Genomic DNA, 25,357 nt, shown 5'->3' on the forward strand with positions numbered 1-25,357 from the left:
GGTGGCGGTCCGGATTCGCGAAAAGGAGCCCTCTTGTCCCCAAAACACAGTCCAAGCGCAAGCCACGGGCTTCACCGCTTGGCGCATCGGGGTATAAGAGAGACGAAGCACCGCTAAAGGGGATCGCGCCATGACGCGCCAGCTTTTTGCTATTTTCACCGCAATCTTTGTCTGGTTCGCACCGGCGCAGGCGGACACGCCTTACACGGTCGTCGGCGTTCCGATCGATGCGACGGCGTCGAACGCTCTGGAAGCCCAGTCGCTGGCCATGCAACAAGGCCAGGTGGCTGCGGTGAGGGCGCTGGTTAATCGCCTGACCCTGCCGGAAGACCGCTCACTCATTCCTGAAATCACCAATGAAGACGCCGCCCAACTGATCGGCGGCCTTCAGGTTCGCAATGAACAACGCAGCGCGACCCGTTATCTCGGCGAACTGACCGTGGCCTTTGATCCAGGTGCTGTGCGCCGTTGGTTAAACGGGCTCGGCGTGCCTTTTGTGGAAGGGCAGGCGCGCGAAATTCTGGTTCTGCCTGTGCTCCAGACGCAGAGCGGATACTGGCTCTGGAATTCAACCAATTCCGCCACGGGTGAAGCGGTCGAACAGCCCTGGCTCACCGAATGGCGGATGGGGGGCTATCAGCACGCCCTGTCACCGGTGCGGGCACCAGATGGTGATGCAGGCCGGGTCCTTATTGACGGCAACTCGGCCGCCCGGATGAATGAAGATCAGTTGCGTTCCATCGCGCAAGCTTATGGCGTGTCGCGGATCGCTGTGATGATCGCCCAGCAAGGTGCCGCAGGGGTGCGGGTCGATGGCCGTTTGTTTTCCTTTGATGGAGCCGGGCAGGCGACCAGTCAGCAAATTCCGACCATTGCCACTCAAAGCTTTCGCGGAGCCGCCCGGCGCTTTGTCGGAGATCTGGAAGCCGCCTGGAAAGCCGAGGCCATTGTCCGTGGTGGCGGGGCCCAGTCTTTGAATGTCACTGTGCTCTTTAACTCTTTGGCCGAATGGCAGCGGTTGGAACGGGCCTTGACCGGCACCTCGCTCATTGTCACGGCCCAGCTGGACGCGCTTGCCCCGACGGGTGCCATGATGACGCTGGAATACAGAGGCGATTTCAATCAGCTGCAACGCGAGCTGGATGCACGCGGCGCACGGCTGGCAGAGGATTCCCGTTTCGGACTGGTCGTCCGTTCACGATAGGAAGAGGCCTGCATGACAGAGCAGCTCGCGCTCGGCCTGCCGCCGCGGGAAGATTATAGCGCGGCAAGCTTCGTCGACGGCGAAGCCAATGCAGCTGCGCGCTGGGCGATCGGCGGTTGGCGAGCTTGGCCGGGCCGGACGCTGGTCATATTCGGGCCCGCAGGTTCAGGTAAAACCCATCTGGCAGCGATGTGGGCCCAGGAAGCCGAGGCCATCCGGCTGGCCGGGGCCGAACTGGCAGACCGGTTGGAGGCAGTTCCTGAAGATGTCCCGCTGGTTGTTGAGGATGCGGACCGGTTTGCTGACCGCGCAGCTTTGTTTCATCTCCTCAACCGGGCGCAACAGGGCAAAATGCCAGCCCTGCTTTTGACCGCTCGGGATGCGCCGGCACGCTGGAATTCAAATGTTCAGGATTTAAAGTCCCGGCTGCTGGCGCTCGCCACAGCCGAGCTTCAGGAGCCGGATGATCAGCTCCTTTCCCGGCTATTAAAGAAACTCTTTGCGGATCGGCAATCGCCCCTGGTTGAGGGTCTGATTGAGTATTTGTTGCCGCGGATGGATCGATCCGTCGAGGGTGCGCGCCGACTGGTGGAAGCGCTGGACCGGGAAGCCCTCGCGCGGAAGACACCGATTAACCGGGGCGTCGCCCGTCGTGTGCTGGACGAACAGGGCACAATTGACGAGGATTAGGGCGGAAAAGTTGTTCAACGCCGGAAATTCGAGGGAATTGGCAAACATGGATGGCCATTTGGCAGATATCGCAATGTCGCCTGAGCGGTTTTTGAACCGCGAGCTGTCCTGGTTACAATTCAACACGCGCGTCCTGGAAGAAGCGGCCAACCGCGACCACCCCGTGCTGGAACGTCTGCGTTTTCTGTCGATTTCGGCCAGCAATCTCGATGAATTCTACATGGTCCGCGTGGCCGGGTTGCGGGCGCAGGTTCGAAACGGCGTCACAACACCATCGATTGATGGTCTGACGCCATCAGAGCAGCTCCACAGGATCAATCAGTTCGCGGGCGAATTGATGGATGAACAGCAAATTCGCTGGCGTCAGCTGAACCGCGAAATGGCGCGCGGGGGTATTAAACTTCTGACCGAAGAAGATATTCCCAAGCGGGACAAGGACTGGCTGGCCGAAGATTTTCTCTTACACATTCTGCCTGTCATCACGCCGCTGGCGATTGATCCGGCCCATCCATTTCCGTTCATTCCGAATCTGGGCTTCTCGCTCGCGCTGAAACTGCGGCGTCAACGCGATGGCAAGGTGATGACCGCGCTGGTCCCAATGCCCAATGGCGTGAAGCGTTTCATTCAGTTGCCAGATCGCACGCGGACCAAGGAAGGCCGGCCCGTAAAACGCTATGTGGCCCTGGAAACAGTCCTGTACCTCTTCCTCGACAAGCTGTTTCCCGGCCATGAGCTGTTAGGAAAAGGCGCGTTCCGGATCGTGCGGGACAGCGATATCGAGATCGAAGAAGAAGCCGAGGATCTGGTGCGGGAGTTCGAGCAACTCCTCAAAGAACGCCGCCGGGGACAGCTTGTCCGGCTCAAAGTCGAAGCCGGTATGCCGGAGGACATCAAATCCTTCATCGCCCGGCAGTTGAAGGCCGAACCGGTCGATATCATCGAGGTCGACGGCATTCTGGGTATGGCCCAGCTCTCCCAACTGATCCCTGATGACCGGACCGATCAGGTGTTTGAGCCGTATGAACCGCGCTTTCCCGAACGCATTCGCGATCATGGCGGGGATTGTTTTGCGGCCATACGCGCGAAAGATATTCTGGTTCATCATCCCTATGAGAGTTTCGATGTGGTCGTGCAGTTCCTGCGTCAGGCGGCGGCTGATCCGGACGTCGTCGCGATCAAACAAACCCTTTACCGGACTTCCAAAAACTCGCCGATCGTTGCAGCATTGGTGGAAGCGGCCGAAAGCGGGAAAAACGTCACCGCTCTGGTCGAGCTCAAGGCCCGTTTTGACGAGGAAGCCAACCTCAAATGGGCGCGGGATCTTGAACGCGCAGGCGTGCAGGTCGTCTATGGGTTTATCGAGTACAAGACCCACGCCAAGGTCAGCCTCGTGGTTCGGCGTGAGACCGGCGGTCTGCAAACCTATGCCCACTTTGGCACCGGCAATTACCACCCGATCACAGCGCGAATCTACACCGATTTGTCGCTGTTCACGGCTGATCCGGCTTTTGGCCGCGATGCGGGGCGGATATTCAATTTTGTGACCGGTTATGCGCAGCCGGAGAACATGGAACGGCTGCATATTTCGCCTATTGGCCTGAAAGATTTTCTTATCCGGAAGATCGATCAGGAAATCGCGAATGCACAGGCCGGTAAACCCGCGGGTATCTGGGCCAAGCTGAATTCCCTGACCCATCCTGAAGTGATTGATGCGCTTTACCGCGCCAGCCAGGCTGGCGTGAAATGCGAGCTGGTCATTCGCGGCATTTGCTGTCTCAGGCCGGGCGTTGAAGGCCTGTCAGAAAACATTCGAGTGAAATCCATTGTTGGGCGCTTCCTCGAGCATTCCCGCATCATCTGTTTTGCCAATGGTGGGGATATGCCGAGTGCGTCCGCACAGGTCTACATTTCATCGGCTGACTGGATGCCGCGAAATCTGGACCGCCGCGTCGAAACGCTGTGTCCGATCCAAAACCCGACCGTGCATCGCCAGATCCTGAACCAGATCATGGTTGCCAATCTCAATGACGATGAACAGAGCTGGTATATGAGCCCGAGCGGAGAATATGAGCGCGTTGATGTCAGCGATCTGAAAAAACCGTTCAGCGCGCACGAGTATTTCATGACCAATCCCAGCCTGTCGGGCCGGGGGCAGGCCTTGAAACATGACCAGCCGCAAACCCTTCCTTATGGCGGGCCACGTCTTTGACGAAAGCCATCAATATTCTCGACAGTGAGAACGCGGTCGAACGCGATATTGCCGTTATAGATATCGGTTCCAACTCCGTCCGGCTGGTTCATTTCCGGCTGGAAGGCCGGGCGCTTTGGCCGGTATTTAACGAGAAGACGTCTGCAGGTCTGGGGCGGGGCGTTGGGGAAACCGGCATGCTTCACCCGGACGGGGTCGAGCAGGCGATGCGAACCCTTCGGAGGTTTGCCAGTTTGCTGGATGCAAAAGGCGTTTCCGAACGCACCGTATTCGCCACTGCAGCGGTACGCGAAGCGAAAGACGGCAAGGCCTTTCTAAAACGTCTGAAAAAGGAAACCGGCTTTAAAGGCAAGGTGCTGTCCGGCGAAGAAGAAGCACGTCTGGCGGCGCTCGGCGTGCTTGCGGGTGCCCCTAATGCCATGGGGGCCGCGGCGGATCTGGGCGGATCGAGTCTGGAGTTGATACCCGTTGCCCGTGGCGAGCCGGGTGAGGGGATCACGCTGCCGCTGGGGGCGCTGGCGGCCCCGGATGATCTGATGTCAGACCGGAAAGCCGCACGCAAATGGATTGATGAGCGCCTGGAACCGGCCAGACCTGTTCTAAAAAATTGTGGCGATACGCTGTATGCCGTCGGGGGATCCTGGCGCGCCCTGGCGCATCTGGCGATTGCTGAGGCCAATTATCCGTTGCGGGTTATTCACCAGTTTCAATTGAGCCGGCAGGCGGCCAAGCAAATCGCGGATTTTGCCGCCCGAGTGAGCGCGGCCTCACTGTCCGGCACGCCAGGAATATCATCTCGCCGGGCAGCGCAATTGCCCTATGCGGGCCTGTTGCTGAAACGGCTGATGAAATACGGAAAGTTTCACCGTGTCGCATTTTCCGCGTTCGGCGTTCGCGAAGGCGCGGTTTTCGACCACATGCCTGAAGGCGTTCGCGCGGTGGATCCGCTGCTGGCGGGAGCAGAGGCAGTCGCGCGTCCAGCGGCCCCGAATCCAGGATTTGGCCGGGCGATGACCGCCTGGCTGGAGCCGGTGTTTACCGAACGGGATTCCGCTTTTGGTCATCGCAGCGCACTTGTCCGCGCCGCCGCGGCGCGCCTGTGCGATGTGAGTGCGCGACATCACCCGGATCATCGCGCGGCGCTGGCCCAGGAGCTGGCTCTGTTTGCGCCTTTTGCCGGCGTCGCTCATGCCGAGCGTGCCTATATGGGGCTGGCGCTCTGGCATCGTTATGACGGCAAACGATTGCCTGCTGACGCGCGTGTTTTCTTCCATCTGCTGGATGAAGAAACCCGCCAGATGGCGATGGCCTACGGGCTTGGATTGCGATTTGGTGCCGCGCTGTCCGGTCGGTCCGAAGCGATTTTGAGCCGATTCAGCCTGTCGGTTTCGGGCGAGGATCTATTGTTGAGCGCACCAGAGGCCGATGTTGATCTGGTCGTTGAACGTGCGCGTTACCGGTTTGAACAAATGGCAGAGGCGCTGGACCTGAACCCGGTGCTCAAGCCGCTCTAGAGGCTTTTCGCGGTCACCCGGCCATTTTCGAGGGATAGACCCACCTTGCCCTGTTTCAAAAGCAGGGCTCGTTCGCCGAAGAGCTCACGGCGCCATCCCCGTAGCGCAGCGACATCAGCCGTGTCGCTTGTTGCGATAGCTTCCAGATCCGGAACCGTAGCAATCAGACGGGAAGCAACCCCTTCCTGCTCGGCGACGAGTTTTAGCAACACTTTCAAGAGCTCAACTGTGGCGCTCGCGCCCTCTGGCCGGCGTGGTGGCGGCGGAATATCTGGCGCATGAGCCTTTGGATCTGCAAGTGCCGGAGCCAGACGCGCGATCAGCCGTTCAGCAGGCTTTGAACGCTCAAATCCGCGCGGCAATGCGCGCATGCCTTTGAGTTCATCCACTTGTTGCGGTGCCGCATGCGCGATCTCATACAGGCCCTCGTCTTTCACAACGCGCTGGCGCGGCAGATCACGGGTTTGGGCTTCTTCTTCACGCCAGGCTGCGGCGGCTTTTAGCGCGGCCAGCCATTTTGGGCTGTTCTTGCGGATTTTCAGGCGCTGCCAGGCATTTTCGGGATGTTGTTCATAGGTCGCGGGATCGGTGAGGATATCCATCTCTTCGGCGACCCAACCCATCCGGCCAGCCGTTTCGAGGCGCTCGCGCAATGTTGGATATAGATCGCGCAAATGCGTGACATCCGCCAGCGCATATCCCGATTGAGCGGGCGTTAGCGGCCGGCGCGACCAATCGGTAAAGCGAGAGCCCTTGTCGATACTGCGGTCCAGCACGGCTTTGACCAGCTTGTCATAGGCAATTGAATCGCCCAGCCCGATGGCCATGGCCGCGACCTGGCTGTCAAAAATCGGGGCAGGGATCAGCCCGCCGGCCATGTGAAAGAAAATCTCCAGATCCTGACGGGGCGCATGAAAGACTTTCATGACCCGATCGTCGGCCATCAAATCCCAGAAGGGCTCAAGATCGAGACCATCCGCCAAAGGATCAATCAGGACTTCCGTTTCGCCGCCCGCTGCCTGAATCAGGCAGAGTTGAGGCCAGAACGTGCTTTCGCGGATAAACTCGGTATCGACCGCGATAAAATCCTGCTGACGCAGGGCATCGCACGCGGCCTCAAGGCCGGACGTTGAATTAATCCATTCCATCGACGTCCGGACTTAATGGGCTTTGCCTAGCTTGGCGAGGGGGTTTGATCAGCCCCTTCGCGTTGAATGCGGCGATGCCAGTAAAAGGTGTAGGCCGCAATAGCTGCGCTAATGATCGCCACGACCAAAAAGGCCGCAGGAATTGGCAGTGCCAGCGCCAGAACAGCCGCAAGCATGAAATTTCCAATCGTCGCGGCTCCTGCATTCAGGATGGAGCCCACAGACAACAATCGGCCACGTAATTCCTGTGGAGAACGACGCTGCGCCATGGCTTGTAAGGGCACCACGAAAAGGCCCGCCGAAACGGCTGACATCACAAGATCAACGAGAATGCGGATGTTTCCCGGTTCGGCGAGAAAAGCATTGATGCCCATCAGCTCTGTGTCCTCGGGCAGGACAGGGCGGTTCATAGTCGACAACGCCAGATCGACCGGAAAGATTACCAGGCCAATGGCGCCGATGACACTGAAAATCAGCGCATTTCCACGCCCGCTGAGCGTCCCGCATAAAATTGCGCCGAGTGCGCCACCAATTGTGAAAGAGGCGTTGAAAAGCGACAAGACCGTCTGATCACCGCCGAGCACGCTGGAGGTAAAGGTCGGCATCACTGAGAAGATAATGGCGGCACCCAACAGCCAGAACCAGGCGACGCCGAGCAATGGCCGCAGGACACGCGGATGTTCACCCGCAAAGCGCAACACGCGAAAGGTTTCCATCACCACATTCCAGCTCATCTTCATGTCGGGCTTGGCAGCCGGCAGCAGGGGAAGCTGGCGGATGGAAATCCAGCCAATGATGGCCATGATCACGAGGACACCGCCCACAATCATTCCGCCTTGGTGCGAGCCTGCCAGCAGGGTGCCAACCACAATGCCGAGCAAAATCGACATGTTGAGGGCACCCGACAGGATCGCATTACCCGGCACCAGTTCATGATCATCAAGCAGGTTTGGCAGGGCGGCGTTCTTGGTGGGTGCAAAGAAGGCCGACTGCATACCCATGAAGAAGAGCGTGACCACAAGTAAGGGCCCCGATTGCAGGAAAAAGCCAATAGCCGCGAGCGACATCAGCCAAATCTCGGCAAACTTGGTGAAGCGCAAAATTCGGGTCCGGTCGAACTTGTCCGCCGCCCGTCCCGCAATCGCGGAAAAAAGGAACATGGCTATGGTAAAGGCAGACGCCGCCACGGGGTTCATCAGCTCTTCGCCGCGGCCAAAAAGCGTCAGCGTTGAATAGGTGGCAAGAGAGATCAGCGAGAACCGGAAGAGGTTGTCGTTGAACGCTCCGAAGGATTGCGCGGCCAGCATGGGCCAAAAACGGCGCTGACCAATAAGCGATGCGGCTATCTTGGCACTCATGACAGCGCCTCCTTTTCCAGCCGGCGCGTATGCGCCTCGACAGTGGTTTCCAGCGTGGCCATGAAGCTGGCCCCGTCAAGCTTGGGCGAAATTGGATCGAGAAACTCGATCACGGCGGTGCCGGGGTTTTTCTCCCATTTCTGTTGCGGCCAGAAGCAGCCGAGATTGGTCGCAACGGGCACAACGGACCGGTCCAGCTGTGTGGCCAGGCGGTAGACGCCCTTCCGATAGGGTTTGCCGGTGCCGACCTCGGTGAGGTGACCTTCCGGATAAATCAGGATGGGTCGCGGCTCGCTTTGGGCGCGATCAATGCCTTCGCTGAGGGATTCCAGGGCTTTGCGGCCGCCCTGATTGTTCACAACGATGGCACCAACGCGCTTCAGGACCCATCCAATCAACGGGAATTTCAGCATATGATCGCCAACAACGAAATTCACATTCCCGGTCTTGGCGACCAGTACGATGCCATCCCCCCAGGATTGGTGTTTGGCAGCAATGATGACCGCCTGGTTTTTCGGCCGCTTGCCGCGCACCTCGACCTTGATGCCGCAGATGACGCGCATCATCAGGACCACAAAGCGGCAGTAAGACCGCACGCCATGCATTAGAAAGAACTTGCCGGGGATCAGGGCCAGAAGGGCGCAGATCACGCCGTAAATCCCCGAGACTGTCCAATACAAAACGTTGAAAATGGTGGCACGCATGGCCGTTATCCCTTGCATTTGAGCACGGCAAGCACGCCGGCCGTAAAGGTATCGATGAGGCCGGTGAGCGGTGTCTTGATCCGGCCGTAAAGGCGGTATTCCGCCGCTTGCAGCACAACGCCCATCGCCATGGCAGATTTCAGTTCGGCATCATCCGTTGGGACATCGCCGGCCGCCATGGCTTTGGAGAGGCGGGCAGCCAGAACATCGGAGGGATCTGCGCCGGCATCGCCCGCCCGTGCCAGAACGGTGTTCCGCGCCACGAGGTGATAAGCGAAGGCCGCCGGATCGCGCTCGGCCAGTTCACAATAGGCTGTGACGATGGCCCGGACGGTCGTCTCCAGATTTGCATCGGGAGCCACATTTGCCTTCAGCATCGCGACCAGATCGGCATGGATGGCCTGAAACAAGGTGTGGGCCAGCGACTCTTTGCTTTCGAAATGGCGGTACATCGCCCCATCGGAGATGTCGCACGCCTTGGCAATTTCCTTGATCGAGACACCATCCACGCCCTGCGCTGCGAACAGCTTCAATGCGGCCCGTTCTATCCGGGCCTTCGTCGAGCCCGGCTTGCCGGTAATGCCTTGTTCCGCAGGTCCGCGTTCCAGCAAGTCCATATCTAGAAAGGTGTCCATTCGCGCCTCCATTGGCGTAAGTGAGCGATCATTCACATGCTGTATAGCGAGGTGCCGAATGGAACGCAAGTGAATAATTACTTACATCGCAGGAATCGGGTGGCCGCATGTCCTGTTCGGAGCGAAAACAGTGGAGAAAGTTGCACTGTGTGTGGCAGAAGGGAAATGGATTACAACGATGTTTCAGATACATGCTTTGCCGGGCAAGGCTTTCTCCCATCTCTCAACGCTCTCGCCGCCCGAGCTGGAACAGCGCGGCATTCAAAAGCAGATCGTGGACGTGATGCCGGGATATCCCTGCCGGGTCAGCCTGGTCGATGCCGCCATCGGGGAAACGGTGTTTCTTCTGAATTACATCCATCAAGCGGCCGCAACGCCTTATCGCGCCAGTCATGCGATATATATTCGCGAGGGTGCCCGGCAGGCGAGCCCTAGGCCGGGCGAGGTGCCGGATGTGCTCTCCAGCCGTCTGATTTCCATTCGCGGATTTGATGAGCACCATATGATGATCGAGGCAAATGTCGCGGAAGGCATAAAGCTGGGAGGTTTGCTGGAAGCCATATTCAAGCGGCCCGAAATTGCCTATGTGCATCTTCACAATGCAAAACCGGGATGTTTCGCAGCCAGCGTGACGCGCGCCAGCTAGCGGCGAGGGAAATTTGCTTCAAAGACAGCGCCTTTGCCGGGATCACCCTTTGCGCTAATTGAGCCGCCATGAAGACGCACAATCCGTTCGCTCAGAGCAAGCCCCAAACCCGTGCCGGGAATGGCTTCCTTGGCATGGAGCCGTCCAAAAATGGCAAAAATCTTCCGGGCAAATTTCTGTTCAAATCCGAGGCCGTTATCCGCTACAACTAGCACGTCGAATTCGTCATCGCGGCGCGTCGATATGTTGACTTCGAGCGGCCGGTCCGGGTGACGGTATTTGATGCTATTACCGATCAAATTCAGCAATAGCCGGTGCAATAGGCCCGGATCCGCGCGGAGAAAGGTCTCACTTCGAACCTCCAGTAAGGCGTCGACGCCGTCCAGAGCGGTCGAGTGATCCTGCCAGACCAGCTGAGCGGCTTCGGCCACATCGACATTTTCAACCTGCACGGCTTCGGCGCCCGCAGATGTGTACTCTAGAAGGTCAGAGATCTGGCGTTGCATACGTTGCGCGGCATCTTCAAGAAAGCCCAGATAAAGCGAAGCCTTCTCCGACAAGCCCTCACCGAGCTCTTTTTCAAGAAGGACGGAAAAACTGGAAATCTTGCGGAGCGCTCTTGCAGGTCGTGTGAGGCGATAGACGCAAACTGGCTGAGCTCGCGGTTCGCTTCGGCGAGATTGGTCTGTGCGGTTTTTTGTTCGTGGATATCCTGGACGGAGCCGACCATACGCACCGCCTGTCCATCCTCGTTCCAGCCGGCCTGACCCGTCACCAGAAACCAGCGATAGCCTTTGGTTTTATGCCGCAACCGGTATTCCAGCCGATATGGGGTTTTCCTTTCCATATGCCGCAAGAGCGCATGAAAGGTTGGCTCCACATCGGCAGGGTGCAGCAAGTCCTGAAATCCGGGAATGTCAGCTTTGATTTCATTCCGTTTGTAACCAATCAGGGTGTAGAACTGGTCGGACCAGTAAAGCTCATCGCCATCAATCGACGTCCAGTCCCAGATACCGACTGACGCGCCAAGTGCAGCGAGTCTGAACCGTTCTTCACTGTTTTTAAGGGCGTCTGCATCACGCTTTTCGTCGGTGACATCGCGGAACACGCCATAAATGTCGGTCGGCTCACCGTTTGAATTTTTGCGGACTTCCCCGCGCGCGAAAACGAAACGTGTTTGACCATCCGGCTGGACGATACGCGCCCCGTAATACTCGAAGGGTTCACCGCTCTGCGCCGCGTCATTTACCGCTTTTTCCACCATGGCCCGGTCGTCCGGATGATAGAAATTTATGGCATCTTCGACCCGCGGTTTCTCGCTTTGTGGCGGCAGCCCGTGAATCTCATAAACCCTGTCTGACCAGAAAAGCTGATCCGCATTAATATCAACGCGCCAAAAGCCCAGATGACCATGCTGTTCGGCCAGGCTCATCAGTTGTTTATGGGTCAGGCCAGTTTCGGGCATGCCGTCAGTGTCGCCCGATTCGATTTCCGCGACGCGGAGTGAATTTATCAGGACTTGTGAGTCTGGCCGGGATCAGGCCGCAATACCAATTGTCATTGCCGTAACGCGGCGGACTGCAGCCATCAGACGCTCGAATGCTGCTTGATTGTCAGGTTTGACAATTGCGCAGCTGACAAAACGATAGCCCCGCGTTTCGGCCACACAATCCGGTGCGCCTGACAGAACGACCGTTGGTACTTGCTGACTTGCGTCGAGCTCCTTCATGCGATCCAGCAGCCAAAGGCCATCACCATTGGCCATATTCAGATCGAGAAGGACACAGCCGGTGCGAGGGGCGTCGCCATACGGGCCTTTGCGCTTGATAAACTGCAAGGCGTCCTGTCCTCCAGTGACCCGGACTAAATCGATGGACGACGACATCTCGCGAAAAGCGCGCTGCGTCAGGAAAGCATCGCCATCGTCATCCTCGACATGCAAAAGCGTGACTTTGCGTTCAATATCAACAAGTCTGGACATGAAAACTCTCAATTAGCTTGAATTGATTGACGAATCTAAGGAGGGTTTTGACTGGGAGGCACCATGCCTACAGCTGAGAAACTAGCATCAAAGCCTTTAACAATTCTTCACATCGAAGATGATCACGGCGATGCGTTGCTCGTCCGGAAAGCCCTCACAAACAGTTGTGTCGAAATCGGGCAATTGACCCATGTCGACCGTATAGGAGAGGCGCTGAGATTCCTTCGGGAGAACCGGGTCGATTTGATCCTTCTGGACGTAAATTTGCCGGACGCGGCAGTTCTGCGGTTTGATGTCGTAGCGATACGGCGATGCACATCCGCGCCGATCATTTTTGTGACGGGACTGGCGGCTGATGCCATCGACGACACGCTCCGGAAAAGCGGTAACTTCCGCTACATCTGCAAGAATGAGATTTCGCCCATAGCCTTTGATGACGCAATAGGTTCGGTTTTTACCCTATCGTCTGTCGGAATGCCGGACGAAATCCCGGCGGCAAATGACAGCTTTAAATTTTTATTGAATGCTATGCGGGATGCAGTCGTTGTACTGGACTCAGCCGGTGAGATATATTGGGCGAATGATGCTGGCGAAAGTCTCGTAGCAGAAAACCCGAATTTTGATTGGACGAACGTTTTCCAGCACGGGCGCTCGATGGTGTCGCGGCTCGATCTGCCGTTTCAACAAAATGGGTTGGAATTGATACACGAGGCGCGCCTCTCAGAGGTATCTCACCCGTCCTTGAACGGTGACCTCTTCGTCGTCGTCCTGCGGCACAGGCTTCAAACCGCCAGCTAGGCGGCCTTTGGGAAATTCGCGGTGAAAACCGCACCTTCGCCAGGTGTTGCCGCGGCAGTAATTTCGCCCTCATGAAGCTGCATCACGCGTTCGCATAGAGCCAATCCAAGGCCCGTCCCCGGGTACTCTTCCTTGCGATGCAGACGGCTGAAAATTTTGAATATTTCAGTGGCATGCCGGGTGTCAAAACCAATGCCGTTATCCGAAACGCTGAGACGATCCTCACCATTCTGAGAAACAACGCCAACTGTGACAATAAGCGGACGGTCAGCCGATCGGTACTTTATCGAATTCCCGATCAGATTGAAAAGCAGTCGGTGAACCAGCTGCTCGTCGGCAAAGATTTCGGCACCCTCCTGAATGACGAGTTGGGCATCCAGCCCTGAAAGCGTTTCCGAATGATCATCCCACACCCGCTGGGCAACGGCCTCGACATCAACGCCCTGTCTTGAAACGGCCGCGCGCCCGGCTCGGGAGTATTCAAGCAGATCTTTGATCTGTTGTTGCATCCGCTCGGAAGCATCCATCAGGAAACGCAAATAAATTTGACCACTTCCGTCGAGTTCGTCGGCGTATTCACTTTCCAGCAGGGCCGAGAATTGGTTGATCTTGCGCAGCGGCTCCTGGAGGTCATGTGAAGCGATATAAGCGAACCGTTCAAGTTCGCGGTTGGACTCCACCAGCTTTGCGGATGTGAGTTTCTGGTCGTGAACATCCTGGATCGAGCCGACCATTCGGAGCGGATTTCCCTCAGCATCAAATGACGCCTGTCCGGTCCCCAGAAACCAGCGATATCCGTCGGTCTTGTGTTTGAGCCGGTACTCGACCTGAAACGGCTCCCTCTTTGTTAGATGCGCATCAACCGCGGCAAACGTCGCTTTGGTATCCTCGGGGTGCAGCAGATCAGAAAATGCAGTCAGGCTTGCTGGCAGCTCGTCACGTGTATAGCCAATCAATTGATAGAAAATATCTGACCAGATTTCTTCGTCGCCGTTTGTGTCGATCCAGTCCCAAATTCCGACGGATGCGCCGCTTGCGGCCAGCTGAAACCGTCCATCGCTCTCGCGCAAGGCTTCTTCAGCGTTTTTAAGCGCCGTGATATCCGTCGAAACCACCAGAATTTGATCCAGTGTTTCGCCATTGCTGCTAAGAGGAATTTTGTCGGTATAGACCCAGCCGGCGTCTTTCCCCTCCGGCATATAGCGCTCAACAGTGCCGGTTATCGGAGATCCATTCTCGATGACTTCCAGATCATCTTCATGATATTTTTTGGCCATTTCGCCAAACAAATCATACGTATCAGCGCCTTCGAAATCCTCCACAGCGCCGCCCATTGATTCGGCGGCCCGCTTGTTAAGGCGTAAAATCCTGTTCTGATCATCCTTGAGCCAGATCATCGAGGGAACAGAATCGAAGATGGTCCGGCTTTCCGACTCCGATCTGCGAAGTTCTGTGATGTCTTCCGACCATCCTACCATCCGGATCGGTTTGCCGTCAGAATCAAATTCCGCCTGCGCGCGAGAACGAAGCCAGATCGTTCCTCGATCCCGTGCGGTTGCACGATGTTCAGCCAGATAGGGCTGGCCTTGCTGCAAATGGGTATCCAGGCGCTTACGCACGAGGCGCTGATCTTCTTCCGGCATTCCAGACATGAATTCATCCAGCGAAAGCGTAATTTCCTGTGCCGGCAAGCCCATGAGTTCGGCCAGTTTGATCGAGACGAGAACGCGATCATTCACAAGATCCCATTCCCAAATGCCGACGCCGGAATTGACCAGCAAATCCAACCGTGACTTGGCCATCTGCGCGGCCTCGGCTTTCTCGATTTCTTCGGTTACGTCCCGGAATATTCCCGCGATCCGGATAGGCTGCCCGTTACCGCCAAGTGAAACCTCGCCTCTTGAAAAAATGCGGCGGCACGAGCCATCCGGTCTCTGAATTCGAGCACCATAAAATTGAAAGGGCGTGCCGTTTTCAGCAGCCGCGTCAACGGCCTGCTGGACCATTGCCACATCGTCAGGGTGGTAAAAATTGATGGCATCGGCTAACGCTGGCGCGCCTTGTTCTGGCGGGACGCCGTGAATGTCGAACACCTCTTGCGACCAGAAGACAGACTCATTTTCCAGATCGACCTGCCAATAGCCAACTTTGCCATAGGCTTCGGTTAGGCGGAGGATTCGCGCATGTTCATCCTGGCTTTCATCCATGTGCGTGACGGTGAACATTTTTCACCGTTTTGAGCCAGAAGGATTTTATGTGATCCATCGTAGAACGAAACTCGCTTAAATTACCGGGTTTCTGGACAAACGCATTCGCCCGGTTTTCGTAGGCACGTACAATATCGCGACGGGCTGCGGATGTTGTGAAAATTACAATCGGGGTCGAATTGTGCCTGGGCATCTTCCGGATTTCTTCGAGCGCCGCGTGACCATCAATGCCCGGCATGTTCAGATCCAGAAGTATTAAATCCGGCGGCTCGGACTCATTTTTCAGGATAGCGATCGCATCACCACCATCGTAGGCACGCAGAATTTCGAGATGGTTGTCATTGCTATGCAGGCAGGTCTCCATGACCATGACATCGCCATCATCATCGTCAACTATCAGGACTTTCATCACGTGCTCCCAAGTGTGCCGGGCTATCGATCATTTTGATTCGCGAAAAGCCTACTCTGGTTTGGAAAATGCGCCTAACAGATCAGGCGTAAACCGGCGGTAAAAACACCCGTATTCTTGACAATCAGCCCTAGTCTCCGCCATGTCCCGCCGACTTGCTTCAAAGCGCTTTTCACAACGGATTTCCGCCATGCATGCCTATCGCACTCACACCTGTGGTCAGCTCCGCGCCAGCGATGTTGACTCAACAGCCCGCATCTCGGGCTGGATCCACCGCAAGCGCGATCATGGTGGTTTGCTTTTTGTGGATTTGCGTGATCACTATGGCTTGACCCAATGCGTGCTGGAGCCGGAAAGTCCGCACTTTAATGCCCTGGAGCGCGCGCGGGTTGAAAGCGTGATCACGATCACGGGCAAGGTTGTTGGCCGGTCAGAAGAAACGGTGAACCCGAACCTTCCAACCGGTGAGATCGAACTGCGTGTTGAAGACCTGATTGTTCAGTCTGCAGCAGAAGAATTGCCCATGCCGGTGTTTGGCGAGCCGGAATGGTCTGAAGAAGTGCGGTTAAAGCACCGCTTCCTCGATCTGCGCCGTGAGACGCTGCACGCCAACATCATGCGCCGCGTCGAGGTGGTCCGTGCCATGCGCGACAAAATGTCGGCAGCCGGATTCTTCGAGTTTGCCACGCCTATTCTGACGGCATCTTCGCCGGAAGGCGCGCGCGATTTTCTCGTGCCGTCGCGTTTGCATCCGGGCCAGTTTTACGCCCTGCCGCAGGCCCCCCAGCAATACAAACAGCTGATCATGGTCTCCGGCTTCGACCGCTATTTCCAGATTGCGCCTTGCTTCCGGGATGAAGATCCGCGCGCTGACCGCCTGCCGGGTGAGTTCTATCAGCTGGACGTGGAAATGAGCTTCGTGGAAGAAGAAGACGTCTTCACCACCATGGAGCCCGTCATCCGCGAGGTCTTTGCTGACTTTGCGGAAGGCAAGCGGGTCACCGATTCCTTCCCGCGTATCCCGTATGACGAGGCGTTGGCTAAATACGGCACCGACAAGCCAGATCTTCGCAATCCGATCGAAATGCAGGATGTCACCGAGCACTTTGCGGGTTCCGGCTTCAAAATTTTTGCGGGCATGATCGAAAAGAACCCGAAAGTCCGCGTCTGGGCGATCCCGGCTCCGACCGGTGGATCGCGAGCTTTTTGTGACCGGATGAACTCCTGGGCACAAAAAGAAGGTCAGCCGGGCCTCGGCTATATCTTCTTCCGCGACGGTGAGGGGGCAGGGCCGATTGCCAAGAATATTGGCGAAGACCGGACCGCTTCTGTGCGGGCTCAACTCGATCTGGCCGATGGCGACGCCGTCTTCTTTGTGGCCGGTGTGCCGGGCGAGTTCGCGGCGTTTGCGGGCAAGGCGCGTGACCGTGTCGGCTCTGAATTGAACCTGATCGATGAAGACCAGTATGCCCTGGCCTGGATTGTCGATTTTCCCATGTATGAATGGGATGAAGACAACAAGAAGATCGATTTCTCACACAACCCCTTCTCCATGCCGCAAGGCGGTATGGCCGCCCTCGAAGCCGCCGAGAAAGCCGGTGACGAGGCGCTGCTGGCCCTGAAGGCCCAGCAATATGATCTGGTCTGTAACGGCTTTGAGATTGCGTCCGGTTCGATCCGGAACCATGAACCGGAGACCATGATCAAGGCCTTCGGCATCACGGGCTTGGGACCGGACGTGGTGAAGGAACGGTTTGGTGCGCTCTATCGGGCATTCCAATATGGCGCGCCGCCGCACGGCGGTATGGCAGCCGGCGTTGACCGCATCGTCATGTTGTTGGTTGGGGCGAAAAACCTTCGCGAAGTCAGCCTCTTCCCGATGAACCAGCAAGCCGCAGATCTGTTGATGAATTCACCCGCGCCCGCCGATGCGGCACAACTTCGGGATCTCAGCCTGCGAGTGGTTGTGCCGGACGCGAAAAAGACCTGATCAGGGACCGTCGGGCGGGCCGGGCACTGCGGCCTCGTCCGGCGCTTTGGGTTCCAGCTCTTCTGCCTGCTCGGGGCTGAGCGGAATATCGACTACCCATTCATAGCGGCCATTAAGCCGGTAGCGATGACCATCTACGACAATGGATGGCATATTGGCATTGGTGCCGGGGCCATTCCGGCTGTCGCGATAAATCAAACGCTCGCCAGAATGCCGGATCAGGCGAAGGACTGTTTCGTTGTTTTCAATCGTTTCAACCAGCAGAGCTTCGCGTTCGCGGAGCTCTGCTTCCATTTGCTCCGAGCGCTCAATACCAACTGCGATTTCCGCTTCCAGCTCGCGGCGAATTTCTTCGTCCAGATTCTCTGCAACTGCCTGAGCCTCCGCAACCGCTTCGCGCGTTGCGGCCAGTGCGCCGCGCATGGCTTCATATTCGGCAACGGCACGCGCTTGTTCTGCACGAATGACATCCAGCCTCAGATCTTCGGCCCGACCGGGAACGGCGGTTATATTGCGTTCGATACCATCGGCGGTAATCGTAAATCGCCAGCCCGGCGAGGGCCGTGGCCGCGGGCGGGTTTCCTGACGGGCGCTACGTTCGCTGCAATCCATCAGGTCGAAACCTTCCGGCAATTGGCTCTCCGCCGTGCGGCAGGCCCCATACAGCATGTCGGGGGACAGGCCGATCGGATCAATCAAAATGATATTGGCCAGTTTGGCCCCTTGCAGCATGGCGCCCGTGAAATCGCCGCCTTCAATTTGTGCGCCGGTCAGGTCGGCCCCGCGAAGATCAACCTCAACGAAGCTGATATTGTGGCCGGTTACACCGCGCAGCACGGCTCTGGGCATTCGCGTGCGAGTAAAATCAGCCTGATCAAGGCGGGCCCCGTCGAACCGCGCATGGAAAAGCCGGCTGCCCGTAAAGTTGGCGCCGGTGAGATCAGCCGACATGAAATTGGCCAGCACCAGAAGCGCGCCATCGATCTCCGCTCCTGCTAACTCCGATCCATCAAACCGCAGACGCTCGCCATGGGCGTGGCTCAAAATAACATCGTGGAGCGAAGACTCCTGGAACAGCACTCCCGACAATCTGGCATGGCTGAAGTCAGTGTCGTTCAAATCGCTGCCAATAAAGCGCGACTCGACAACTGTGGACCGATTGAGGTTGGTGCTATTCAGGCTGGCATCGATAAAAACCGCGCCCATGATCTCTGCGCCATACAGGTTTTCGCGCGCCAGATCACAGCTATGGCAATGACCGGAAATGGTGATTGTCCGATGCGGATGTTGATCGCCAGCCTGGGCCGCACCAGGCCAAAGCACCAGCATGGCAACAAGAATATGGAATATCGTCGGTTTCACGGCGGCAGGATTACCCGTTTTCGCCAATCGTTTCAGCTTAAATCGCTGTAACCGGCCGGTATTCCGCGCCTAACAGACCGGGATGCGCAAGCCATAGGGCAGGCGTGTCTGGCTATCGCCACAGGCCGCATCCAGTTGCCGTTGCGTCAAGCCCCGGACGCGCTCCATCTCGGCTCCGGATAGAATGGCGCCGGACAGGTTCGCTCCACTGAAATCAGCACTGCCAAAATACGCACCTACCAGGTTGGCATTCTGAAGATTGCTTTGCACGAAGCTGGCGCCGGTGAAGCGACCGCCAAACAGGTTGGCCGTTGACAGATCTGCGCCGCCGAAATTCGCGCCATTCATCGTTGCAAGGCTCAGATTGGCCTGGCGTAGCCGCGACCCCGAGAGATTGACCCGTGGCATGTCGCGATAGGACAGATCGGCCTGGAACAGGTTGCAGCCCGAACAGGACGCGCCGGACTGAACCCTGGATATCGAGCCGGAATTCTGGGCCGCAGCGCTGGCTGTCAGGCTCGCAAGCAAGGCAAAAATCAGGGCAGGGCGTTTCATTTCGGTTCGCTCCATCAAACTTCCCCTACCGGTTGCAAGCGCGGGGCCGTTTTCTTCTGGCAAGCTTATAGCGGATTTCATTGAGTTATTTCTTAATCCGTGCCATCTGCGGGTGAGGGGGATGCATGACCAGTTTCTTTTATGAACTCCGGCGCCGGAAAGTCTTCCGCGTTGTCGCAGGCTACCTCGCCATCGCGTGGCTGGGCTTTGAAGTCGTGGCGGGCGTCGAAGAAGCCGCCGGTCTGCCCGCCTGGTCCGACAGTGTAGCCCTGATTGTGCTGGTCATGATGTTTCCGGCCGTCGTGTTCGCAGCCTGGGCGTTCGAGATTACGCCAGCGGGTATCAAAGCGACCCCAAGCGCGGACGAGGAAAACTCGGAATTCCGGCGGCCGCCGCGCCTGATTGATTATCTGGTGATCGGCGCCATCCTAGTATTCGCCAGCCTTATCGCCTGGCAGCAGATTAATCGGACAATCACGACCGGCGTGGCGCCGCTACAGGCCTCAAACGAGGTGAACATTGTTACGCCCGGTGAGGCCGAACAGGAAGCCTCCCGCCAGGCGGCACAGACGAACGCAATCGCCAACGCCCCGGAGCTTTCGGTTGCCGTTTTGCCCTTCCTGATGATGAGTGCGGAAGAAAACGATGTCTATTTTGCCGATGGGCTGACAGAGGAAATCCTGAACTCTCTTGCGATGGTGCCGGACCTTCTCGTGACGTCACGAACCTCTGCGTTTCAGTTTAGAGGACAGGACCTTCCGCCGATCCCTGAAATCGCAGCCAGCCTGGGCGTAGCGCATATCCTTGAAGGCTCCGTCCGGCGCTCCGGGGATCAGGTGCGGATCACGGCACAGCTCATTCGGGCCGAAGATGATTCCCATCTCTGGTCGCAGACCTATGACCGGTCCCTCGAGAATGTTTTTGAAATCCAGGAAGATATCGCCAGCAATGTCGCAAGAGTGCTGGAGGTCGTGCTGAGCGAGGAAAACCGTCGCCAGATGGCCAATTCGGGAACGCGGGACATTGAAGCGTTCATCGCCTTCCAGCAGGCGATGGAGTTATGGCATCGCGGCCATACCGATGAAGGCGACGCCATTCTCGAGCTGGCCGATCCGATTTTCGCACAAGCCATTGGCGAAGCGCCGGATTATTCAGAAGCCTATTTGATGCGCAGCGACTGGTATGCCCACCAATTGACCAACCCCGAAAACGCAGAAAATACCGAGCTTCTGGAGATTGCGCGCACCGCACAGGCGGACCTTCTAGCGGATGCGCTTGAGACTGCAGACACTCCGGCCCGCAGAGCCGTGGTCCAGGCCAACCAGATCATGTTCTCCGACGATTGGACGAATGCCAGGGCCGTGATGCGCGATGCGCTGACCAATGACGAGTGTGCCAATGACAACTGGCTTCAGGATTTTCTTTTGCTCTATGAAGAGCTCGACATGCGGCGCGATTATCTTGAGCGTCTCGTAGCCTGCGACCCATTGAATTCAACAATCCAATCCTACTTCGGCAGCATTCTGCTTATCCGCGGGGAATATGAGGAGGCGCTGGCATATTCAGAAGAATTGCGCCGCCGGGACATGACCTTCGAGTATGAAACGCTGCGATATAATGCCTTGCTGGGGCTTCGCCGGCTTGAAGAAGCTGAAGCAATGATCCAGCCCGAATGGGGGTTGGAGCAAATTCAGATGGCAGCCATGCGCGGCGACGAGGCGGCGGCACGGGAATTCATTGAGCCCTATATTTCCGAGGATATTGATTGGTTCAACCTGATGCTTCGGGCCTGGCTGGGTGACCGGGAGGAAGCCAACCGGCTCGCAACCGCAATCGATGCGCGGCCCTATGGCTTTATCGAGCTGATGTCGATTTTCCCCGCGTGCATGTGTGGTGCGCCGTTTGATCTGGAAGCGGTGCCCAATTTCACATCACGACTGGATCAGGCGGTTCTGCCCTGGCCGCCACCCGGAGATCTGGGCTATCCGTTGATGCAAGCTGACGTGCCTGAGGCAGTGACTGAAAACTAGCCTTGGGCTTCTTCCTGCCGCCAGCCACAGGCCTGACATTCCAGAGTGCCGTCCTGAAGGCGGGCCACCGTGAAATGGCCGCATTCGCTACAGGGATCACCGTCATAGATTTCAGGTGCCGGGCTTTCGAGCCCGTCCAATTCATCGGCTTCGCGCGCTTCTGACTTTGCCTTGCGCATATCTGCCGTCAGCATGACGACATTGTCCGGCAGTTGCCCCCGCGAGAAGCCTTTGGAAATATAGCGGGAAGCGTCTTCCTGGAGAATTTTTTCCTGCTCGACGCCGCGCCCGATCCCGCCGCTGGTGTCCGGTTCAACTTCCGCCAAATCGGTCCGCCCGAGATAGGAAACCGCCAGCTCGCGGAACAGATAATCAAGGATTGAGGTGGCATGACGGATCGAGTCATTGCCTGTCACATCGCCCGCTGGTTCAAAACGGGTGTAGACGAACGCATCAACGAATTCTTCGAGAGGCACGCCGTATTGCAGGGCAATCGAGATCGCAATCGCGAAATTATTCATCAATGAGCGGAAGGCCGCGCCTTCCTTGTGCATGTCGAGGAATATCTCGCCCAGCTCGCCATTATCAAACTCACCGGTGTGAAGATAAATCTTGTGACCACCGACCGTGGCTTTCTGGATATAGCCCTTGCGCCGATCCGGCATTTTGCGCCGGGCGATCGGTTTCTCAATAATTTTCTCGACTAATTTTTCGACGATCCGTTCCTCGCCCGGTTCGAGGTCCTCATGGATATCGTCCAGCAAAGCTGTAAGTCCGCTGCCATTCCGTTCGATACGGACATCCGACAGGGCCGCTTTGCCTGCCTGCCGCATTAAACGCGCGACCTGATCGGGACCGGCATCTGCCGGCAGCGCCAGCACGGCGGGAGCCGGACCTGACAACCGGTCCTCGAGCGTTCCGGAGAGACTGATGACAGCCTCCGGCGACGGCCCTGCAAAGGCTGTCATAGCGCCCTTGTCGGCCATGCCGAGGCCAAGTGTCTTCAGTCCCGCAATGACGCAAGGCCGCATTTCGCGCCCGTTCGCTGTTTGCACAAGCACGTCATTGATCGGCGCAATTCCAAGCGAATCCGCCTCCATCAAGCGAGCGATAATGCTTTCCGGTTCAAGCGCCGCAACGACGATCCGATCCCCTGCGGCTTCCATTGCAGTCTTGGCGATGTTCGACGCCAGTGATCGGGCTTCATCGCTGTCATAAGCGATCGCTTTGTGGGCAAAGAGCGCAGCAAAGCCGGTCAGTGAAATTGTGCCCGCAGGTTCGGATTTCCTGACCCGGCTGGTCATGGCGTCTTTCCAGCGAGAAATAACCTCGCCAAGCGCGCCTAAATCACCATCGAAAGCCGGCAGATTGATATGGACCACCGGTTCCGGGCAGGCTCGTGCGGCGGAAAACCGTAAATCGGGTGCGCCAAAGCTCCAGATCGAACGGGAAACCCCCTGCCACCAATCGCGGGCAGCGGTTTGGCTGCCGTCCTTGAACGTCCACATTGCATCTGCCGCTTCAGCATTAAGAAGCGTATCGTCGATGCTGAGCGCGGGCACCTCCGGGAGCTGTGGAGGCGAAACACCCAATTCCGGTTCGTCAAACTCTCCCTGTTGCGCCAGAGCCAGCGCATGCTCGATCGCGTCATCTGGCGCTCCATCGCGCCGCGCCGCCTGAAGCGCTTTTCTAAGCGCGGGATTGTGCTCCGGGTTCAGGCAATCTTCGACCTCGCCGGCACATTGTGCCACGGCATCGCCAATCGCCTTCAGCCGATCCTGCAGAACGCGGGCACCAACATCATTGATGGCCGCCTGAAGCCGCGTCTGATTGAGATCGGCCGCCAGCGTGCGCGCCTCAGCGCCGTCGGAGTCAATCACAGGAATTGCGTGCTTGTCGCGCGATGGCGCCGGTGTGACCCCGTAAAACAGGTCCACGCCGCCCTCCTGCCAGATCCAGGCGGCCGGGACGACCCGGCGGGCGAGCAGATCGCCTGATAACGCATCGAGCTGATCCGCATTTTTCGTTTTCCGGGAAAAATGCAAGGCGACGCGCCGGATGATTTTCTCGGCATCGCGTTCCGGCTGGCGTTCGTCTCCGGCCGCGATATGAGGACGGAACTCAGCTGGCCCCCGGCTTCCGGGCTTGGGCCGGGTTTCGACAGGCCGGGGTGTGTTGCACAAGTCTGCGAGGGCCGCCGCCGCGCTTGCTGACCAACCTTCGGGTGCTCGAATGGAATCGCCTGACCCACCGTCGGGGTCAGCGATCTCGAATGTTGCATATACCGGGGGTGAGGGTCTGGCCATGCGCGCTCCACCGAAAAAGAATCACTTCCGTGATCGCAAATCATACGCGGGTGACAACAACTGCCCAATGCGCGCCAAGCCCTCTGGACCGATGGCATGTGGAAAGGCATATTCCGCCGCGAGTCTGATCCTTTGGGAGCGCGCCCATGCTTGGCCTGATTGGGAAATTCTTCGCCTGGTGGAATGACGCCACCCCCGGCACGTATCTGACCCTCGCCATGAAGGGCGCAAAGCAGGTGGGCGAAGACGAATTCGGCAACAAATATTTTGAAGAGAAAAAGGCGACCGGCTCCGATGGCCGCGTACGCCGCTATGTGGTCTATAATGGCTATGCGGACGCCAGCCGCGTTCCGATGAGTTGGCATGGTTGGTTGCACCATACCTATGAAGACCCGCCCCAGGACAATGAAGCCTCCCATGCCTGGGAAAAAGGGCATGAGCCCAATCTCACCGGCACGCTGCACGCCTACAAGCCATCGGGCTCGCTATCGCGGGGCGGTGAGCGCCAGGCCAATAGCGGCGATTATGAAAGCTGGTCGCCTGAAGGGTGAGCGTGCTCGACGCTGCGCTTCGAACACGGCAACATGAAGTCATGAAACTGATTCAACGTCTTTGCCTGTTTTTTTGTCTGGCCGGGCTGGGTGCTCCCGCCCTGGCACAGGATGAGCTGACCAGCCTGCCTGGTAATGTTCTGGTGATGCGCGGGCTCGACAAGGTGACCGCACGGACCGAGGACTTCGAGATACGCATTGGCGAGGAACACGCCTTTGGTTCGCTCACCATACTGCCGCGCTATTGCCGCCGCCGCCCGCCGGAAGAAACCCCGGAAACTTTTGTCTTCGTGGAGATATTCGAGCGCCGGCTCGAAGATGGCAGCATGGTGGAAGAGGGCGGTGAACGCATTTTTTCCGGCTGGATGATGGCCTCAAACCCGGCGCTCAATCCGCTTGAGCACCCGGTCTATGATGTTTGGCCAATTGACTGCAGGGCATAAGCCCCGCTTGCATTTTCCGGCATTCTGAAAAAATCAGCATCGGTCTTCAAAGCCGCGTCCAAGCGCTGTCGATAGATCTCTGCGGAAATTTCTTCGGTCCCGAACTGACGCAAATGCCCGGTCATGAATTGCGCATCCAGCAGGGTGTAGCCCCCCGCTTTCAGTCGTGCCACCAGATGCACCAACGCGACTTTTGACGCATCCGTTGCGCGCGAGAACATGCTTTCGCCAAAGAACGCCCCGCCAAGCGCGACGCCATACAGGCCACCGACAAGCTGTTCGTCTTTCCAGCATTCCACACTGTGGACAAAGCCTTGATGGTGCAGGTCGGTATAGAGCCATTTGATGGGACGGTTGATCCAGGTGTTGTCGCGATCAGGGGCCGGTTCTGCGCAGATATCTAGCACTACGTCGAAATCGCGATTGATGGTGATTTGAAACTTGTCCTGACGGACGGTGCGTCTCAGGCGTTTGGGGATGTGAAAACGGCCCAGCGGGATGTTCGCGCGCTCAGGTGGATCGACGAGGAAAATCCGTGGATCATCGGCCGAGTCCGCCATCGGGAACACGCCCTGGCGATAGCAATCGAGCAGATCGGCCGGCCCAAAGCCCGGCAC

Annotated in this window: 22 protein-coding genes and 1 pseudogene; 10 read left to right on the plus strand and 13 right to left on the minus strand. The window is 57.6% G+C overall.

The features are described from left to right. Positions 1-130 precede the first annotated feature (130 nt). From ACO079_RS01940 to ACO079_RS01955, 4 genes are read left to right on the plus strand one after another with little or no spacing between them, the layout of a single operon-like run. Positions 131-1,204, plus strand: coding sequence for a DUF2066 domain-containing protein (locus ACO079_RS01940; RefSeq protein WP_421791405.1), 1,074 nt, complete (start codon positions 131-133; stop codon positions 1,202-1,204). 12 nt (positions 1,205-1,216) lie between these two features. Beyond that, on the plus strand, positions 1,217-1,894 hold the full coding sequence (locus ACO079_RS01945; RefSeq protein WP_421791406.1) for a hypothetical protein: 678 nt from the start codon (positions 1,217-1,219) through the stop codon (positions 1,892-1,894). A gap of 46 nt (positions 1,895-1,940) precedes the next feature. After that, positions 1,941-4,103: an RNA degradosome polyphosphate kinase gene (locus tag ACO079_RS01950; RefSeq protein WP_421791408.1), complete on the plus strand. Its 2,163-nt coding sequence runs from the start codon at positions 1,941-1,943 to the stop codon at positions 4,101-4,103. Next, positions 4,100-5,617: a Ppx/GppA family phosphatase gene (locus ACO079_RS01955; protein WP_421791410.1), complete on the plus strand. Its 1,518-nt coding sequence runs from the start codon at positions 4,100-4,102 to the stop codon at positions 5,615-5,617. The genes ACO079_RS01950 and ACO079_RS01955 overlap by 4 nt, the downstream gene beginning before the upstream one ends. On the opposite strand, the gene rnd is transcribed toward ACO079_RS01955, so the two are convergent. From rnd to ACO079_RS01975, 4 genes are read right to left on the minus strand one after another with little or no spacing between them, the layout of a single operon-like run. After that, positions 5,614-6,765, minus strand: coding sequence for a ribonuclease D (gene rnd, locus ACO079_RS01960; RefSeq protein WP_421791412.1), 1,152 nt, complete (start codon positions 6,763-6,765; stop codon positions 5,614-5,616). The two genes, ACO079_RS01955 and rnd, sit on opposite strands and share 4 nt — an antisense overlap. A 26-nt stretch (positions 6,766-6,791) precedes the next feature. Then, positions 6,792-8,123, minus strand: coding sequence for an MFS transporter (locus ACO079_RS01965; RefSeq protein WP_421791413.1), 1,332 nt, complete (start codon positions 8,121-8,123; stop codon positions 6,792-6,794). After that, positions 8,120-8,827, minus strand: coding sequence for a lysophospholipid acyltransferase family protein (locus ACO079_RS01970; RefSeq protein WP_421791415.1), 708 nt, complete (start codon positions 8,825-8,827; stop codon positions 8,120-8,122). Before ACO079_RS01970 ends, ACO079_RS01965 begins: the two co-directional genes overlap by 4 nt. Before the next feature lie 5 nt (positions 8,828-8,832). Further along, positions 8,833-9,462: a TetR/AcrR family transcriptional regulator gene (locus tag ACO079_RS01975; RefSeq protein ID WP_421791417.1), complete on the minus strand. Its 630-nt coding sequence runs from the start codon at positions 9,460-9,462 to the stop codon at positions 8,833-8,835. Between the two features lie 178 nt (positions 9,463-9,640). On the opposite strand from ACO079_RS01975, the gene ACO079_RS01980 reads away from it, so the two are divergent. Then, positions 9,641-10,108, plus strand: a complete 468-nt coding sequence (locus tag ACO079_RS01980; protein WP_421791418.1) for a DUF1203 domain-containing protein — start codon at positions 9,641-9,643, stop codon at positions 10,106-10,108. On the opposite strand, the gene ACO079_RS01985 is transcribed toward ACO079_RS01980, so the two are convergent. From ACO079_RS01985 to ACO079_RS01995, 3 genes are all read right to left on the minus strand, one after another. Next, positions 10,105-10,614, minus strand: a complete 510-nt coding sequence (locus tag ACO079_RS01985) for a sensor histidine kinase (RefSeq protein WP_421791420.1) — start codon at positions 10,612-10,614, stop codon at positions 10,105-10,107. The genes ACO079_RS01980 and ACO079_RS01985 overlap by 4 nt on opposite strands. Next, entirely contained in the window at positions 10,587-11,573 is a 987-nt protein-coding gene (locus ACO079_RS01990; RefSeq protein WP_421791422.1) for a PAS domain-containing protein, read from the minus strand. Before ACO079_RS01990 ends, ACO079_RS01985 begins: the two co-directional genes overlap by 28 nt. A gap of 72 nt (positions 11,574-11,645) precedes the next feature. Further along, complete coding sequence (locus tag ACO079_RS01995; protein WP_421791424.1) at positions 11,646-12,089, minus strand: response regulator; 444 nt, start codon at positions 12,087-12,089, stop codon at positions 11,646-11,648. 63 nt (positions 12,090-12,152) lie between these two features. Here ACO079_RS01995 and ACO079_RS02000 point away from each other — a divergent pair, with 63 nt between their 5' ends. Next, on the plus strand, positions 12,153-12,887 hold the full coding sequence (locus tag ACO079_RS02000; RefSeq protein ID WP_421791426.1) for a response regulator: 735 nt from the start codon (positions 12,153-12,155) through the stop codon (positions 12,885-12,887). Here the strand turns inward: ACO079_RS02000 and ACO079_RS02005 are convergent. Then, positions 12,884-15,112: a PAS domain-containing sensor histidine kinase gene (locus ACO079_RS02005; protein ID WP_421791427.1), complete on the minus strand. Its 2,229-nt coding sequence runs from the start codon at positions 15,110-15,112 to the stop codon at positions 12,884-12,886. The genes ACO079_RS02000 and ACO079_RS02005 overlap by 4 nt on opposite strands. Continuing rightward, positions 15,087-15,503 carry a response regulator gene (locus tag ACO079_RS02010; protein WP_421791428.1) on the minus strand — a complete coding sequence of 139 codons (417 nt, stop codon included), beginning with the start codon at positions 15,501-15,503 and terminating at the stop codon, positions 15,087-15,089. The genes ACO079_RS02005 and ACO079_RS02010 overlap by 26 nt, the downstream gene beginning before the upstream one ends. Positions 15,504-15,693: 190 nt before the next feature. Between ACO079_RS02010 and aspS the strand changes: the two genes are divergently transcribed. Then, positions 15,694-17,493: an aspartate--tRNA ligase gene (aspS, locus tag ACO079_RS02015; protein WP_421791429.1), complete on the plus strand. Its 1,800-nt coding sequence runs from the start codon at positions 15,694-15,696 to the stop codon at positions 17,491-17,493. Here aspS and ACO079_RS02020 read toward each other — a convergent pair whose 3' ends face one another. Together ACO079_RS02020 and ACO079_RS02025 are read right to left on the minus strand one after the other, a co-directional pair. Then, positions 17,494-18,855 carry a pentapeptide repeat-containing protein gene (locus ACO079_RS02020; RefSeq protein ID WP_421791430.1) on the minus strand — a complete coding sequence of 454 codons (1,362 nt, stop codon included), beginning with the start codon at positions 18,853-18,855 and terminating at the stop codon, positions 17,494-17,496. Positions 18,856-18,924: 69 nt separating this feature from the next. Beyond that, positions 18,925-19,410, minus strand: a complete 486-nt coding sequence (locus ACO079_RS02025) for a pentapeptide repeat-containing protein (protein WP_421791431.1) — start codon at positions 19,408-19,410, stop codon at positions 18,925-18,927. Between the two features lie 125 nt (positions 19,411-19,535). Between ACO079_RS02025 and ACO079_RS02030 the strand changes: the two genes are divergently transcribed. Then, on the plus strand, positions 19,536-21,440 hold the full coding sequence (locus ACO079_RS02030; protein WP_421791432.1) for a hypothetical protein: 1,905 nt from the start codon (positions 19,536-19,538) through the stop codon (positions 21,438-21,440). Here the strand turns inward: ACO079_RS02030 and ACO079_RS02035 are convergent. Continuing rightward, positions 21,437-22,153: pseudogene (locus ACO079_RS02035) on the minus strand (TSCPD domain-containing protein); the annotation flags it as partial. The gene ACO079_RS02030 and the pseudogene ACO079_RS02035 sit on opposite strands and share 4 nt — an antisense overlap. Before the next feature lie 1,739 nt (positions 22,154-23,892). Between ACO079_RS02035 and ACO079_RS02040 the strand changes: the two are divergent. Then, positions 23,893-24,297 carry an NADH:ubiquinone oxidoreductase subunit NDUFA12 gene (locus ACO079_RS02040; protein WP_421791433.1) on the plus strand — a complete coding sequence of 135 codons (405 nt, stop codon included), beginning with the start codon at positions 23,893-23,895 and terminating at the stop codon, positions 24,295-24,297. Positions 24,298-24,338: 41 nt separating this feature from the next. Next, complete coding sequence (locus tag ACO079_RS02045; RefSeq protein WP_421791434.1) at positions 24,339-24,740, plus strand: DUF2155 domain-containing protein; 402 nt, start codon at positions 24,339-24,341, stop codon at positions 24,738-24,740. Here ACO079_RS02045 and aat read toward each other — a convergent pair. Continuing rightward, positions 24,707-25,357, minus strand: a complete 651-nt coding sequence (aat, locus tag ACO079_RS02050) for a leucyl/phenylalanyl-tRNA--protein transferase (protein WP_421791435.1) — start codon at positions 25,355-25,357, stop codon at positions 24,707-24,709. The genes ACO079_RS02045 and aat overlap by 34 nt on opposite strands.

Source organism: Hyphobacterium sp., from assembly GCF_965228115.1.
Lineage (GTDB): Bacteria > Pseudomonadota > Alphaproteobacteria > Caulobacterales > Maricaulaceae > Hyphobacterium.

Bases quoted from the DNA above. Each gene is read 5' to 3' on its own strand.
- ACO079_RS01965 (WP_421791413.1), bottom strand. From the start codon at position 8,123: ATGAGTGCCAAGATAGCCGCATCGCTTATTGGTCAGCGCCGTTTTTGG.
- ACO079_RS02010 (WP_421791428.1), bottom strand. From the start codon at position 15,503: ATGAAAGTCCTGATAGTTGACGATGATGATGGCGATGTCATGGTCATG.
- ACO079_RS01985 (WP_421791420.1), bottom strand. From the start codon at position 10,614: ATGCAACGCCAGATCTCTGACCTTCTAGAGTACACATCTGCGGGCGCC.
- ACO079_RS01995 (WP_421791424.1), bottom strand. From the start codon at position 12,089: ATGTCCAGACTTGTTGATATTGAACGCAAAGTCACGCTTTTGCATGTC.
- ACO079_RS01990 (WP_421791422.1), bottom strand. From the start codon at position 11,573: ATGCCCGAAACTGGCCTGACCCATAAACAACTGATGAGCCTGGCCGAA.
- rnd (WP_421791412.1), bottom strand. From the start codon at position 6,765: ATGGAATGGATTAATTCAACGTCCGGCCTTGAGGCCGCGTGCGATGCC.
- ACO079_RS01980 (WP_421791418.1), top strand. From the start codon at position 9,641: ATGTTTCAGATACATGCTTTGCCGGGCAAGGCTTTCTCCCATCTCTCA.
- ACO079_RS02040 (WP_421791433.1), top strand. From the start codon at position 23,893: ATGCTTGGCCTGATTGGGAAATTCTTCGCCTGGTGGAATGACGCCACC.
- ACO079_RS02030 (WP_421791432.1), top strand. From the start codon at position 19,536: ATGACCAGTTTCTTTTATGAACTCCGGCGCCGGAAAGTCTTCCGCGTT.
- ACO079_RS02025 (WP_421791431.1), bottom strand. From the start codon at position 19,410: ATGAAACGCCCTGCCCTGATTTTTGCCTTGCTTGCGAGCCTGACAGCC.
- ACO079_RS01970 (WP_421791415.1), bottom strand. From the start codon at position 8,827: ATGCGTGCCACCATTTTCAACGTTTTGTATTGGACAGTCTCGGGGATT.
- ACO079_RS02045 (WP_421791434.1), top strand. From the start codon at position 24,339: ATGAAACTGATTCAACGTCTTTGCCTGTTTTTTTGTCTGGCCGGGCTG.
- ACO079_RS02000 (WP_421791426.1), top strand. From the start codon at position 12,153: ATGCCTACAGCTGAGAAACTAGCATCAAAGCCTTTAACAATTCTTCAC.
- aspS (WP_421791429.1), top strand. From the start codon at position 15,694: ATGCATGCCTATCGCACTCACACCTGTGGTCAGCTCCGCGCCAGCGAT.
- ACO079_RS01940 (WP_421791405.1), top strand. From the start codon at position 131: ATGACGCGCCAGCTTTTTGCTATTTTCACCGCAATCTTTGTCTGGTTC.
- ACO079_RS01945 (WP_421791406.1), top strand. From the start codon at position 1,217: ATGACAGAGCAGCTCGCGCTCGGCCTGCCGCCGCGGGAAGATTATAGC.
- ACO079_RS02005 (WP_421791427.1), bottom strand. From the start codon at position 15,112: ATGTTCACCGTCACGCACATGGATGAAAGCCAGGATGAACATGCGCGA.
- ACO079_RS01975 (WP_421791417.1), bottom strand. From the start codon at position 9,462: ATGGACACCTTTCTAGATATGGACTTGCTGGAACGCGGACCTGCGGAA.
- ACO079_RS01950 (WP_421791408.1), top strand. From the start codon at position 1,941: ATGGATGGCCATTTGGCAGATATCGCAATGTCGCCTGAGCGGTTTTTG.